The 12,208-nt window shown below is 46.7% G+C and carries 14 protein-coding genes and 1 pseudogene; 10 read left to right on the plus strand and 5 right to left on the minus strand.

From position 1 onward, the window contains the following. Window positions 1-164: pseudogene (locus LAY57_RS15665) on the minus strand (hypothetical protein); the annotation flags it as partial. Between the two features lie 34 nt (window positions 165-198). Between LAY57_RS15665 and LAY57_RS15670 the strand changes: the two are divergent. From LAY57_RS15670 to LAY57_RS15680, 3 genes are all read left to right on the plus strand, one after another. After that, window positions 199-1,173: a segregation/condensation protein A gene (locus LAY57_RS15670; protein WP_249067716.1), complete on the plus strand. Its 975-nt coding sequence runs from the start codon at window positions 199-201 to the stop codon at window positions 1,171-1,173. A 245-nt stretch (window positions 1,174-1,418) separates the two neighbouring features. Next, on the plus strand, window positions 1,419-2,585 hold the full coding sequence (locus tag LAY57_RS15675) for a nucleotidyltransferase family protein (protein WP_249067717.1): 1,167 nt from the start codon (window positions 1,419-1,421) through the stop codon (window positions 2,583-2,585). A 170-nt stretch (window positions 2,586-2,755) separates the two neighbouring features. Further along, window positions 2,756-3,196 carry a hypothetical protein gene (locus LAY57_RS15680; protein ID WP_249067718.1) on the plus strand — a complete coding sequence of 147 codons (441 nt, stop codon included), beginning with the start codon at window positions 2,756-2,758 and terminating at the stop codon, window positions 3,194-3,196. Between the two features lie 343 nt (window positions 3,197-3,539). On the opposite strand, the gene LAY57_RS15685 is transcribed toward LAY57_RS15680, so the two are convergent. Continuing rightward, the gene (locus tag LAY57_RS15685) at window positions 3,540-3,908 is read right to left on the minus strand and encodes a hypothetical protein (protein ID WP_249067719.1); all 369 of its coding nucleotides are present in this window, start codon (window positions 3,906-3,908) and stop codon (window positions 3,540-3,542) included. Between the two features lie 199 nt (window positions 3,909-4,107). Next, window positions 4,108-6,108, minus strand: a complete 2,001-nt coding sequence (gene speA, locus LAY57_RS15690; protein WP_249067720.1) for a biosynthetic arginine decarboxylase — start codon at window positions 6,106-6,108, stop codon at window positions 4,108-4,110. Window positions 6,109-6,267: 159 nt separating this feature from the next. On the opposite strand from speA, the gene ndk reads away from it, so the two are divergent. Together ndk and LAY57_RS15700 are read left to right on the plus strand one after the other, a co-directional pair. Next, window positions 6,268-6,717 (plus strand): nucleoside-diphosphate kinase, encoded by a 450-nt coding sequence (ndk, locus tag LAY57_RS15695; protein ID WP_249067721.1) that lies wholly within the window; start codon window positions 6,268-6,270, stop codon window positions 6,715-6,717. A gap of 241 nt (window positions 6,718-6,958) precedes the next feature. After that, window positions 6,959-7,660, plus strand: a complete 702-nt coding sequence (locus tag LAY57_RS15700; protein ID WP_249067722.1) for a Uma2 family endonuclease — start codon at window positions 6,959-6,961, stop codon at window positions 7,658-7,660. Between the two features lie 259 nt (window positions 7,661-7,919). Here LAY57_RS15700 and LAY57_RS15705 read toward each other — a convergent pair whose 3' ends face one another. Then, window positions 7,920-8,651 (minus strand): MeeY/MeeF family manganese export membrane protein, encoded by a 732-nt coding sequence (locus LAY57_RS15705; protein ID WP_249067723.1) that lies wholly within the window; start codon window positions 8,649-8,651, stop codon window positions 7,920-7,922. Between the two features lie 272 nt (window positions 8,652-8,923). Between LAY57_RS15705 and psaM the strand changes: the two genes are divergently transcribed. Both psaM and LAY57_RS15715 read left to right on the plus strand, forming a co-directional pair. Continuing rightward, window positions 8,924-9,019 carry a photosystem I reaction center subunit XII gene (gene psaM / locus LAY57_RS15710; protein ID WP_249067724.1) on the plus strand — a complete coding sequence of 32 codons (96 nt, stop codon included), beginning with the start codon at window positions 8,924-8,926 and terminating at the stop codon, window positions 9,017-9,019. A gap of 359 nt (window positions 9,020-9,378) precedes the next feature. Beyond that, a complete protein-coding gene (locus tag LAY57_RS15715) occupies window positions 9,379-9,798 on the plus strand; it encodes a slr1601 family putative cell division protein (protein WP_249067725.1) in 420 nt (139 codons plus the stop codon). Window positions 9,799-9,940: 142 nt separating this feature from the next. On the opposite strand, the gene LAY57_RS15720 is transcribed toward LAY57_RS15715, so the two are convergent. Next, window positions 9,941-10,633 (minus strand): tetratricopeptide repeat protein, encoded by a 693-nt coding sequence (locus LAY57_RS15720; RefSeq protein ID WP_249067726.1) that lies wholly within the window; start codon window positions 10,631-10,633, stop codon window positions 9,941-9,943. A gap of 214 nt (window positions 10,634-10,847) precedes the next feature. Between LAY57_RS15720 and LAY57_RS15725 the strand changes: the two genes are divergently transcribed. The 3 genes from LAY57_RS15725 to LAY57_RS15735 all read left to right on the plus strand — a co-directional run bounded on the left by LAY57_RS15725 (window position 10,848) and on the right by LAY57_RS15735 (window position 12,195). Beyond that, a complete protein-coding gene (locus tag LAY57_RS15725; RefSeq protein ID WP_249067727.1) occupies window positions 10,848-11,042 on the plus strand; it encodes a hypothetical protein in 195 nt (64 codons plus the stop codon). Between the two features lie 13 nt (window positions 11,043-11,055). Next, window positions 11,056-11,520, plus strand: coding sequence for a hypothetical protein (locus tag LAY57_RS15730; protein ID WP_249067728.1), 465 nt, complete (start codon window positions 11,056-11,058; stop codon window positions 11,518-11,520). Between the two features lie 111 nt (window positions 11,521-11,631). Further along, on the plus strand, window positions 11,632-12,195 hold the full coding sequence (locus LAY57_RS15735; RefSeq protein ID WP_249067729.1) for a glutathione S-transferase family protein: 564 nt from the start codon (window positions 11,632-11,634) through the stop codon (window positions 12,193-12,195). The last annotated feature ends 13 nt before the right edge of the window (window positions 12,196-12,208 follow it).

A 12,208-nucleotide genomic window follows, 5' to 3' on the forward strand; every position in this document is an offset into this window, starting at 1 on the left:
AACTGACAACTGACAACTGACAACTGACAACTGACAACTGACCACTGACAACTGACAACTGACAACTGACAACTGACCACTGACAACTGACCACTGACCACTGACAACTGACCACTGACAACTGACCACTGACCACTGACAACTGACCACTGACCACTGACCACTGACCACTTGCACTAGATAAGTTTCGGTGAAGGCATGACCGTTTCCCAAGCGACTGAAGCGATCGGGCCCAGGCCAGATCCGGGTGAAACCCCGATCGCATATCCAGCCCAAGGCGGAAATTACGCGAAACCCACAGCGTCGCCCTTTAGCGCCATAGCCCTGCTAATTGACCTAGCCCAGCGCGGGGAAATTGACCCGTGGGATGTGCAGGTGATCGATGCGATCGATCGCTGCTTGAGTGAAATAGCCGCTTTAAGTAGCGCCCAGCAAGGCTTTGGTGTCGCTGACCTGTCTCAATCGGGACAGGCGTTTGTGGATGCCGCCCTCCTGGTGTTACTCAAAGCCAATACCCTAGAGAAGCTACAATCCCCCGAAGACGACCTCGATTCAGAAGCAGATGAAGCATGGTCAGATGGCGATGACTGGACTGGGACGGGATTGCCAAAAAATCTGGAACGCCAGTTAAGGCGACGCCCAGCCGCCCAGCCCCCTTCCAATCGGCGGGTGACGCTCCAAGAATTAATTGAGCAGTTACGGTTGGTAGCGGCTGCAATTGAGGAGAAACCACCCCGCGCCCGTTCTGGCGATCGTCGTTCTTATTCCCAGGCTCGCGCCCAAGCAATGCGGGCGACCCTAGAACTGGCCAATGAAGAAACCTCTGTAGAAATTGCCGCCCAACTGGTGCAGTTTTTGACAATTTATTGCTCTGGGCTACCTGCGGGCGAAGATTGGCTGGATCTGGAGCAGTTGCTAGTACTCTGGCCTCAAAGACGTAAGGATGAAGAAAATGAAGTTTTTGCAATTGCAAGTGCAGCCTCGGTCGAATCGGAGATTAAGGACGATAATTCAATAGATCCGGCATCCACAAGCCCTCATCCTTCACTTCAAGAGCAATTGCACGATCGAGTCGGCATTTTTTGGGCATTGCTATTGCTGTCGGCGCAATCCAAAGTGGAGTTAGTTCAAGAGGAGTTCTACCAAGACTTGAAAATGCGCCCTCTCTCGTAGCAGACAAAATGGGCGATCGAGCGGATTTTTTGTAAATCCGAGTAAATTGAGAGAATGTTTTATAAACTGTCGTTGGCAGCAGGTTTCTAGAACTGTCAAGTTTCCAATCATGCCAGCGATTTGGTGCAAAAACAAACCACTGGCGGAACAGACGGTCTGATTCCGGCATCAATCTATGTTTGGCGTATATTTCGCCAAACATAGGATATCAATTGTAATGGCATAAGGTTGAGAGAAAGATATTTATGAAAGCCATGATTCTGGCGGCTGGTAAAGGTACTCGGATTCGTCCCATTACCTTCACCATTCCCAAACCTCTGATTCCTATCCTGCAAAAGCCAGTGATGGAGTTTTTAGTTGAATTGCTACGCCAGCACGGTTTTGACCAAATCATGGTCAACGTCAGCCACTTGGCCGATGAGATCGAGAACTATTTCCGCGACGGTCAGCGGTTTGGCGTTCAAATTGGCTATTCTTTTGAAGGCCGAATTATCGAGGGCAAGCTGGTGGGGGAGGCAATAGGCTCTGCTGGTGGTATGAAACGCATCCAGGACTTTTCCCCTTTCTTTGACGATACCTTCGTGGTACTCTGCGGAGATGCCTTGATCGATCTGGACTTAACGGCAGTAGTAAAGTGGCACAAGGCAAAGGGTGCGATCGCTACCATTGTAATGAAGACCGTTTCCAAAGAAGAAGTTTCTGCCTACGGAGTTGTCGTTACCGACGAAACTGGTAGGATTAAAGCTTTTCAAGAAAAGCCAAAGGTAGAGGAAGCCCTCAGTACCGACATCAACACCGGCATTTACATTTTTGAGCCGGAAGTTTTCAACTACATCCCCTCTGGTGTTGAGTACGACATCGGTAGCCAACTTTTCCCCAAACTCGTGGAAATGAACGCTCCTTTCTATGGGGTAGCAATGGATTTCCAGTGGGTAGATATTGGGAAAGTACCGGACTATTGGCAGGCTATTCGCAGCGTGCTGCTAGGAGAAGTTAAAAATGTTGATATACCTGGACATGAAGTAGCTCCCGGCGTCTATGCAGGGCTAAATGTAGCCGTGAATTGGGACAAGGTTGACATTACTGGGCCAGTTTACATTGGTGCCATGACTCGCATCGAAGATGGAGCCAAGATTATCGGCCCGACGATGATCGGCCCTAATTGCTGGGTTTGCAATGGAGCCACTGTTGACAACAGCATCATTTTTGAATATTCTCGCTTGGGTCCGGGAGTGCGCCTAGTGGATAAGCTGGTATTTGGGCGCTACTGCGTGGATAAAACTGGTGCCGTGATCGATGTTCAGGCGGCAGCCCTCGATTGGCTGATTACGGATGCCCGTCAGGACCTGCCTGCTCAGCCGCCTCAAGAACGGCAGGCGATCGCAGAACTCCTGGGCCATGATGGGGGTTGAAAATTAGAAAATCTTAAGTTTTGAAGTAGCCATTACCTCTCTACAATTAGAGAAAATTCAACAGTAATCTCAGAAACCCGGTTTCTTAAAGAAACCGGGTTTCTGAGATTACTGAATCCTAGCTCTAGATAATGGTTAAAACCGCGTCTACCAACACAAAAGAAATAAAGATGAAACTGAAAACTCTGACAGCCGCCGTCCTCCTTGCCAGTATCAGCTTAGTTTCTGCTACCACCGTCATGTCCCAGCCTAACCGAAATGCAAACAGCAGAGCGCCTGGTTTCTGGCAACCCAAAACACAAGTTAATGTCAACCGTCCGATCGCAGTGATACTTATGAATGAGTCGGGATTGCCCGTAACGTATAGTCTGACTCCAAATCCCGATCGAGTGTTAGCTCCAGGAAGCACTGCACAAGTGAATGTTCGGCTCAGCAACCAAGCACGGGATATTGCTAGCATTAATGCTTATGCTGCTAAGGAGTTGGTATATGACTATAATGTTAACTCTACTAATAATGTAGTCATGGTGCGGATTCGGCAATCCGACTCAACATTTAGGGCAGATAAAGCGGTTTATATTGACGAAGAAGGGCGCGTTTACTCTTTTTAGCGCATCCGCTTTGAAGGCGCTTTTACCCCTAGATGTAGGGGCAATTCATGAATTGTCCCTACATCTGTAGTGGGTGCAAAATCAAATGCGTAAGTATTATATAGCTAGGGACTAGGGGCTAGGGGCGAGCGTTGAGAGAAGAGGGAAAAGCTTGACGAAGTAAGGGATTATGAACCAGAGGTAAGAGTTGGAGTTGCCCTAACCGACTTTCGTCGGTTGCTATACTACAAATGAACGCAAATGTAGGCGCAGCCTGACCGCAGGGTACGCAGATGTAGATTTGGATTTATATATGATAAAACAAAAGTCCGCGTAGCCACGAATGAGAGTCGTTGGGCTGATTCTAGGGATTCTCTTCTTCTCCAAACAGACGTTGTTGAATGCGTAAACTTTCTGTTTGCAATCCCTTTACCTCAGCCTGCATTTCTTCAATTTTAACTCCTATACTCCTAATCTCGGCAATGGTGATTTCAAAATTACTTTGATGCACTTCAACTATTCGTACTAACGAATTGACTGACGCTTCCAATTGGGCACTTTTTCTGGCGTTATCTTCAATATTAATTTGATGTTCTTGAGCAATTCTTACTAATGAACCGATCGCACTTTCCAATCTGTCAATGTTTCTGGTATTTGCCTCAATCTGGCTGCTATTCGCTTCCAAAATTCTTTCTATGCGATCTAATCTATTATTATCTGATGATGCAGTCATAGGTTCTCCTATTGATTTGGATAATGGGACAGATGAAGACAGATGAAGATTTTGCGATCTTCGGTAGTTTGGAATCTTTTTTACCACAGATGAACACAGATGAACACAGATGAAGATTTAGATTTATCTATGATAAAACAAAAGTCCGCGCAGGCGGACTTCGTTTGTGTAGCCGCGAATGAGAGTCGTTAGGCTTTTTTCAAGAAGAAAGATAGGTATACCTTCCCAAACTGTGTTCGTAATTTTGTAGCAAAAGTTGAGATTCTTGGATGGTAATTCGCTTCTCCAGAAGTGCTTGTTCGCAACGCTGACGAATGCTTTCTACAAGATCTTCGGCGTCGTACTGAACGTAGCTTAAAACTTCTGTCATCGTATCACCTTTGACAACGTGTTCGATTTGATATCCCTTGGGTGTTAGCTGGATATGAACAGCGTTTGTATCTCCAAATAAATTGTGGAGATTTCCCATGATCTCTTGATATGCACCACTGAGAAACATCCCCAGACAGTAAGGTTCTCCAGGTTTGAGGGTATGAAGTTCTAACACTGATTTAACATCCCTCAAATCGATAAAGCGATCGATCTTTCCATCGCTATCGCAAGTCAAGTCTGCCAATATTCCTCGTCGGGTGGGTTCCTCATCCAGTCGGTGAATCGGCATAATGGGAAATAATTGATCGATCGCCCAACAATCCGGTGCAGATTGGAATACCGAAAGGTTGATATAATAGATGGAAGCCATGATTTTTTCGAGGTCTTCCAACTCGTCAGGAACGTAATCGTGCTGTCTCGTAATCGCGAGAATTTTTTCGCAGCAAGCCCAGTATATCCGCTCGACTCTGGCGCGTTCGGTGAGGCGCAAAATCCCCAAGTTAAATCGACTGATCGCTTCTTCTTTGAACTGAGTGGCGTCGTGATATGCTTCCTGATGATTTTCTGTGTTGATCGATTGGTAGGTTTCCCAAAGGTTCCAAACAATGGGTGGTTCTCCCTCGCGTGGCGGTTCGGGAGACCCAAAGGGGACATCGGAGGTGCTGAGGACATCAAAGATTAGCACGGATTGATGGGATGCGATCGCTCTACCACTCTCGCTAATTAAGGTGGGAACTGCTAAACTATGCTCGGCGCAAGCATCTTTCAACTCTGCCACGATGTCGTTGGCATAGTTCTGCATATTGTAATTTTTGGAAGCGTAGAAGTTGGTTTGGGAACCGTCGTAGTCTACCCCCAAACCGCCGCCGACATCCAAATATTTCATGTTAGCTCCCAGCTTGGCTAACTCGACGTAAATTTTGCTAGCTTCCTGGATGGCGTCTTTGATGACGTGAATGGCGGAAATTTGAGAGCCAATATGGAAATGCAGCAGTTGCAAGGAATCTAGCAGATTAGCTTCCCGCAACTTGTCAACCGCCTGGATAACTTCGGGAATGGTAAGGCCAAATTTAGCGCGATCGCCAGTAGAAGTTCCCCAGCGTCCCACGCCTTGAGTACTTAGTTTAGCGCGAATGCCCACAATCGGTTTAATGCCCAGGTGTTTGGCAGCGTGAATCACCAGATCCACTTCTTCTACCTGCTCTAGGACAATTATGGGGGTTTGTCCTAAGCGTTGGGCTAACATTGCCGTTTCGATGTATTCTTGGTCTTTGTAGCCGTTGCAGATTAGTAGTGCGCCTGCGGTATCTAACATCGCCAGAGCAATCATCAGTTCGGGTTTGGAACCGGCTTCTAAGCCAAATTGATGGGGTTTGCCAAATTTTACCAGATCCTCCAACAAGTGCTTTTGCTGGTTGCATTTGACTGGATACACGCCCCGATAAACCCCTGGATAATTGTAGCGGGCGATCGCTTTGGCAAAGCAAGCATTCAACCGCTCAATCCGGTCTTCTAAAATATCTGAGAAGCGGATTAGCAACGGTAATCCCAAGTTACGCTGCTTAAGCGCGTTTACCAGTTCATACAAATCCAGAGAACCACCCCGTTCGCCTTTGGGAGAAACTGTTACGCGACCCGCAGCGTTAATGGAAAAGTAGGGCTCGCCCCAACCTTGAATCCGGTAAAGTGCTTCGCTATCCTCAATTGTCCACTGTCTGGAAACCTCTCTGGTTACTGGCAGAAGTTCTCTTGGCTCTGCTTCTGCTAATGCTGATTTTGGCACTCTTTCTTCAAATATCGTTCCATCTGCGATCGGCTGTACTGTCATGCTTTTCCCCCCTTGCAACAATTACCGATTAACAAATCTAGCGTATTCGCTCAAAAGTAGCTGACTGGTTTTCGCAATTCGATCGGCAGAATTTAGCAAAAAACAGACTGCAATTGCTTTACGATACCCTGAGAAGGAATTTTGGGAGCAAGTGTTGTAGTGGAACGCACATTTTTAGCAATCAAGCCGGACGGCGTGCAGCGAGGACTCGTAGGTGAGATCGTTCGTCGTCTAGAAGCCAAAGGTTTCACCCTGGTTGGTTTGAAGTTGATGAAGGTCAGCCGCGAACTCGCCGAACAGCACTATGACGTGCATCGGGAAAAGCCATTTTTCCCAGGATTAGTTAATTTTATCACCTCTGGCCCTGTCGTAGCTATGGTTTGGGAAGGCGATGGGGTGGTCGCGTCAGCACGCAAACTTATCGGTGCTACCAACCCGCTAACAGCTGAACCGGGAACCATTCGCGGCGATTACGGCGTCAGTGTGGGTCGTAATTTAATCCACGGTTCGGATGCAGTTGAAACTGCTCGTCATGAAGTTAGTCTCTGGTTTGCGGATGAGGAATTGGTGAGTTGGCAACCCAGTCTGACTTCTTGGTTGTACGAGTAATTTAAGTTTATTTAATGGAGAATGCTGCCGTTACGGTGGCATTCTTTTTTTAGGCGGTTTTATGGCGGTAAGATATAGCAAAGTGCTGAGTGCTTCGGCTTTAGTAAAAATACAGTCCCAGCATTGCTTTGCGCGTTTAATACTGTCCTAATCGCCTTGGCGACTGCTATAAGAATAGTGCGATCGCAGTTCCAACTTAAGTTTACTAGCTAAAATTTTATTAGCTCTGGCGAAATTTCTTATGTTTAATTACGATCCCAAACTGCGCTGGCCTTCTGCCGAAGATCTGCCCGATTCTGATGATACTCCTGTGGATAACGAACTACAAGATTTAATTCCCAGTTTGCTCAAAGCAATCCTAGCTTTATTGTGGGCAAATCGCATGGATTGGTTTTTTGGAGTTGATATGGGGATTTACTATAATTCCCAGTCACCTCCTATCGTTCCAGATGGATTTCTCAGTTTAGGTGTTGAGCGTTTTGTCGATGAAGAAGAACTGCGTGCCAGCTATGCGATATGGGAAGAAAAAAAGACACCTATTTTTGCGCTGGAAGTTATTTCTGGTACTTACCGGGGTGAATTTACCACCAAGAAGGCGAAGTATGCCGAATTAGGGGTTTTGTACTATGCAGTTTATAATCCGCGTCGCCGTAGAAAACCACCTTTGGAAGTGTACCGTTTAGTTGATGGTAGTTACGAATATTTGCCAGAAAATCCGGTTTGGATGCCAGAAATAGGTTTAGGAATTGGACGGGAAGAGGGAACTTATCAGGGAATAAGGCGGGATTGGTTGTACTGGTATGACGAACAAGGACAAAGATTACTGACACCTGAAGAACTTGTTTGGAAAGAAAGAGAAGGCCGTTTGCAAGCGGAACGACGCGCACAAATGTTGGCTGAAAGATTGCGATCGCTCGGTTTAGATCCTGATTCTCTGATTTAAAATAGATTGGGGCAGGGGTAAGGAGCGATCGCGAAATGCAAATAGACTCAAAAATCGATAAAAATGTTCTTAAGTGAACAAAAGCATAGCAACTCCGAAAGAGCCTTACAAATTTAAACCATCAATTCCTTCAACAGACTTTTGCATTTTGTCAGTGTACCCCAGCATGAGAGGCAGCGGGGCATTTGCTTGTGGAAAAACCCGGTTCTCGGAGAAACCGGGTTTTGGAAATGGTGAAATCACCTTAAATTTAGCTCTCTTACCGAATTGACTCTTGCTTCTCGACCTCTTCGGTATCGGTTTCTGCTTTCAAGTCGGGGACGGTGCGCTTAGAAAATCCCCAGAGGAATATCAAAGCAATAACACTAATCATCAACCACTCAGGCGGCACTAAGTCCTCATTAAACGCTCTCGCCAGCAAGCGCAAACCTACCAACCCAACTGTAAAATATCCTGCATCCCCCAGATGCTCAAATTCATCCAGCCAGCGGATGAACAATCCTGCCATAAAACGCAGCGCGATAATACCGATCGTGGCACCAGTCAAAACCAACCAGGTTTGTTTGGAAACAGCGATCGCAGTTGTCACACTATCCAACGAAAATGCCAAATCGGTCAAGGCAATCATCGGTATAGCTTGCCACAGCGTGGCAAAGCGAGGCCCGTGGTGTTCCCCGTCCTCATCTTTATTTGAAGTAAAATATTGGAACACCAGCCACAGCAGGTAGGCAGCACCCAACAGCTCGAATTGCCAAAACTGCGTCACCAAGGTTGCCGTCAAAATCAGACTCATTCGCAGCACGTAAGCCACCAGCAAGCCCAAATTCAGCGCTTGACGCTGAAGCTTGGCATCTTCCAAACCTTTGGAGATAGCGGCAAGGGCGATCGCGTTATCTGCCGACAGTACTGCCTCTAGGATCACTAAAATCAGCAATAGCAGCAGAGTCTCAATTCCCTGATTGAAGGGAGAATTTAGTACTTGGTCAAGCATTAACTATTTTTTGAACCGGACAGTTATAAAACAATAGCAACGAAACAATGGTTTTAATCTAGGCAAACTTAGGCCGTGTTAACCAATCTGAAGCTAGAAGATCAATTTTAGCGCAAAGAAAACCAGGGACACCAAGATCTGCCCCTCTGTTCCTCTGCACCACTGCTTATAGCGTAGCTTTTGTTGCAACTTGTTACAACCTATTCCATCAAGGGGCTTCTTTGGCTGAAATTGGTTAACGAACAAGCCTAAATTTAGGAGGCAAGCAAATTATGTCTTTATCCGATACCCAAGTTTTCGTGGCCCTCTTTGTGGCACTGATTCCAGGCATCCTGGCTTTCCGTCTCGCAACGGAACTCTATAAGTAAACAACTGGTGAGGTAATGGGACGCAATAGCCGACCTTACCGAACGTGCCCAGGTGTGTCTTTTTGGCTCCCCTGGATGGGGCTGCTAGCCCGTCTGCTTAATCAAAAGCAAAATTTCCAGGCGTGAGCCACTCTAAGGGTGTAAACAGTCTGGTAGCAGCAGCGTTCAACTGCTAGTATGGACGCTGCTGCTAGCTTATTGCGGTGCAGCTGAACGGGATAGCGCAATCGCCCACTCTTTGAGCTTCACAATCTCAGAGACAGCTTTTGCAAAGTAAAGACGCGATTAATTGCCTCTGTACTACTTCCCGCAAGCAACTTAGCCCCGGTTGTACTTTAGGACGAAAGCTTTTCAGGATCATGAACGCCATTCAACCGTCAAGACCACCTCTGCAACCTATAGAACCCCGTAAAGTTGCTCGCCCTCGTCGCCGACGCCAGCAACATCAGGCTACTACTGCTCTAGCTCTGGAAACAACCGCCAAGTTGGCGGTTAATGTAATACTCTCATCAGCAGCCATTGTGGCTCTAGTACAACTGTTGCCTTATCACAAATCCGTACAAGGCAAGTTGGAGGAAATCAGAGTACAAGTGAAGCAAACAGAAGAACGAGTAAATCGTTTGCAAACTAATTTTGGGAATTTGTTCGATCCAAAGCAAACAAAAACTAATATGCAGGATCTGAGCAATCGAGTCGATCCGACAAGGCGCAATATTGTATTGCTAGATCAGGATACCAATGATGCTGATGAAGCAGGCCAGACGGCTTCATCCCCTTAAGGCTTGACAGTAAATAGTACACCGATGTCAGGGGCAAAAAATTGGAAAAGGGAAGCGAATGCTTCCCTTTTCTGACCTTGATAAAGTTAGGTGGTTGATACTTTTCTAGGTTAATAATTATTAAGTTGGCATTTTTAATTCTTTAGTTCTCCGGGTCAGATTGCAAAGGACTGAGTAGTTCGTTTAACCAAGTTTCTACTTGCTGACGACGACGACCCGCTGGTAATTCCTCCAAAGCGCGTCGGTAATCGGCTAGAGCATAATTCCAGTCGCCCATGAGATGATAGGTTCGACCCCGTTCGGCCCAGATGTGAGCTTTCAGTTGGCCCAGTCGTAGCGCAAAGTCAAAATTATCGATCGCTCGCTCGTATAATTTTAGGTCTCGAAACGTAATGCCTTGGTTAATCCAAGCCCGGACATGAACTGGATTGAGGTCTATAGCCCGATCGTAGTCTGCGATCGCTTCGATTAATTGTCCTTGCTGGGCATAATAATTGGCCCGGTTGTTGTAAGCACCCGCCAAATGGGGATTGAGTTGAATGGCCCGATCGTAATCGGCGATCGCATCAAGCAGTTGACCGCTCTGAAAATAAACCAGCCCCCGATTGTTATAATCATTGGCATCGCTCGGATTGCGGTCAATCAAACAGTTCATAATCTCGATCGCCTGGGCGTAATCGCCTTGTTGCGCTTTATCGCGAGCGACCCGGCGTAAGCGAGTGCAGTCAGGCTCTATTTGCGTAGCTCCTTGGCTGTAAATCATTTTCAGCTCGATCCCTTGACGCTTTTGCGAATCGCGGGGGTTAGAACGAGACACCGCCGATGTTGGTGCCACATTCGATCGACACGGATGTTTAGAACAATCTTGATTCTTTAGGAAACAGCGAGCTTTCATGCGACCTGGCGATCCTTAACGCTACTTTTGGCTCTACACCATCACTTTATGAATTTCTTGCCCAAAATCATCTGTCTGTTGTGTCACTTGCTCATGTGTCTTAAGTAAGAGAAACTGACATTGTAGCTAATCTGTTCAAGGAGGGATGAGACTGGTGGTCAATTTGAAATTTGTCTACCAAGTACAAGCTACAGTCAGGAAGTCAGGCATTCCCGAAACGGCACAAGACGCCATCAAACCCCCCAGCAATCTATATCGCCACTTTTTACCACAGATCCGGAAAATTCGACTGTACCTTTTGAGCGGTAAAATCCAACGGTATAGAACTGTCGATCGTTTAAACGGTTAAATAGAAAATTCCCATGAAAACTGGTTCCCTGCATCCTCATGCCCCTGATGTATCGGCAGATGACTACCTGGTACTCGGCTTGGCAACCTGCTTTATTAAAGAAGACGGAGAAGTTCATCAAGTTCCTATTGTGGAGCCTATCCCCTCAGCCGCCTTGGAAGCCCTGGTAAAAGGAATTCCTACTTCTTACCAAATGGCTTGTGCTACGACCTGGGGAACGGTACTGGCAGGCGATACACCCCAAAAGCCTGCCGAATTTCCACAGGAGGCTCAGTTCTGCGATGACTTTGCAGAACGGGCCCTAGCCGCAGTCCGTACTTACAAGCGTCGTCCTGTTGCTCAAACCCATATTCCTCAAGGTACTACTCGCCAGGACTTTAACTACTCTGTCGAACGCAAGCGCGTGCTGAATTCTCAGAACATTGTGAGAACAGAGGATAATGTGAAGCAACACGAATACACTCACAAAGTACTCTGAAAGGAACTGGGGAATTTTAGATTTCAGATTTTAGATTTAAATTCAATCTAAAATTCCCAATTACCAATGCTCCAATCCATAATCTCCTTAGTAAATCAATTTTGTTGAAAGATGTTGAAACTATATGGCGGTGCCCGCAGTCGGGCTTCAATTGTGCAATTGTATCTGGAAGAACTGGGCATTCCCTACGAATTTGTCATGTTGGATATGCAAAAAGGGGAACACCGCCAGCCTGAATACCTGGCGATTAACCCAATCGGCAAAGTTCCCAGCATAGTGGATGGGGATTTGAAGCTTTGGGAGTCAGGGGCAATTTTGCTTTATCTGGCTGAAAAATATGGCAATATCCCCGTTGGGCCAGAGTATAAGGCTGCGATCGCACAATGGGTGTTGTTTGCCAATTCTACATTAGCGATCGGGGTTTTTGTGGAAGCCAACCGCGATCGCGAAATGCCCATCCTCATGGCTGCATTGAATCAAATCTTTCAGCAGCAACCTTATCTCCTTGGCGAACAATTCAGTGTCGCAGATGTAGCAGTTGGGGCAACTTTAGCTTACATTCCGATGATGCTGAAGCTCGATTTGAGTGCTTATCCAGCTGTCTTGGATTATATGAAGCGCCTATCCGAACGACCTGCTTTCCAAAAAGTGTTGGCACCACCAACCCCCGCTTGAAGATAGCGGCTTT

The organism is Argonema antarcticum A004/B2, assembly GCF_023333585.1.
In the GTDB taxonomy this organism is placed as follows: Bacteria; Cyanobacteriota; Cyanobacteriia; order Cyanobacteriales; family Aerosakkonemataceae; genus Argonema; species Argonema antarcticum.